Genomic DNA, 1,558 nt, shown 5'->3' on the forward strand with positions numbered 1-1,558 from the left:
CTGTCTCATTGATTGTCTTCGACGTTGCACTATATGCTGGAGCGTAAACCACTGTGTAGTTTAAGTCTGAACTATCTGCTGTTATTGTTTGATCTGCTACTTGTGTCAAATCACTATTTGGTGCATCGTTGCTAATTACTTTGTAACCATCAACCGTTGGATTCTTCACTGCTGTAAAATCTGAACTATCTGCTTTTGTCCATCCTTCACCTTCTGGTACTCCATTATTATCCAACGTTGGAGTATCATCTGTTCCACTCTTATAGTAATATGTCTTACTTCCATCTACTGGATTTGTTACTGTTACTACCGTGATTGGTGTCGCAGTATATGAATCAGCTACCTTATTACCATTTTGATCCACATAGTTTATTGTCTCATTGATTGTCTTCGACGTTGCACTATATGCTGGAGCGTAAACATAAATAACTGTTCCGTTGTTTCCATCGTCCGCCATTGTTCCATCTTTAGCAATACTTACACCAGTAGTAGCATTATCTCCCATACCAATAAATTTGTAATTTGGAATATCTTTTTGTACGGTTGTGTATGTTCCATTAACATATGGGCCATCTGGGTAAGTTACCTCTCCATCAGCAATCGAATTTCCATTCTCATCAACATACTTAACATTTACAGTTGCAGCTTCCTGGAAATCAAAACTATCTATCTTAAATTGTTGTAAGTTTGTTGCACTACCTGTTGAGGCACTAACAATCATTGACATTGCAGTATAAGCATCATCGACCTGCATAGACCAAGTTAACATAGTTCCATCTGTTTCAGTATAATTAATCGTTAATGTCCTCGTTGAACCATCATAACTTACAACAAAGTTATGAAAATTGCCATCAATATCAGCTTTACTCAGAGACTGTGCAGTTCCTGAATCAACTGCCCACCATCTTTGAACTTCAGTGCCATCTGTTGTCTTAATTTGTTGATCACTTGTTGTAACAAAAGTCCCATATGGTGTTCCTTTCGAGTCACCATTCCAACCAAAACCATTGGAATCAGGAGTAGAAATTTGCGCCCCTGGAACATCCTTATTTGGAGTTTGATATCCATTTTTCCATGTATCTAATTTAAACCCGATTGCATTTTGTAAACCACCTATTCCAAGATTAGCTCCAGAATTACCGATATCATCAGTATTTCCATTATGGAATGCAAAACCAATCCCATCAGCTCCATTAGGATTAGAACCTAGATTCACGCTCCCGGTAAGTGTAAAACTCGTACTCATATCAATCTTACTTTTTAAAGAAAAATTACCTACCTCATTATAGCCATCCGGAGTCAAAGTAACAATTCCCGTGGTTGCATCATATGTTGCTGACCCATTAAGATCAAAATAATCTAAAAAATTATCTTTTGTTACTTTAACAAATCCTTTATTTTCATCTTCTAAAACCTCATTTTCATTTAACTGATTGAGTAAAGTTTTATAAGAAACTTGAATCTCATTGTTTCCTTTTGTTGATGAAGAAGCTGTAGTATCGGTTGTTGAACTTGTTGATGCTGATGACGCTACACTTTTTGTTGCATTTGCATCAGT

1 protein-coding gene is annotated in these 1,558 nt (G+C 36.5%); it reads right to left on the reverse strand.

The genetic code is table 11. From position 1 onward, the window contains the following. The coding region (locus tag FC80_RS09560; RefSeq protein WP_187327441.1) for a lectin-like domain-containing protein at window positions 1-1,558 on the reverse strand (1,558 nt) is incomplete at both ends.

Origin of the sequence: Liquorilactobacillus cacaonum DSM 21116 (assembly GCF_001436735.1) — a bacterium.
Taxonomy (GTDB): domain Bacteria; phylum Bacillota; class Bacilli; order Lactobacillales; family Lactobacillaceae; genus Liquorilactobacillus; species Liquorilactobacillus cacaonum.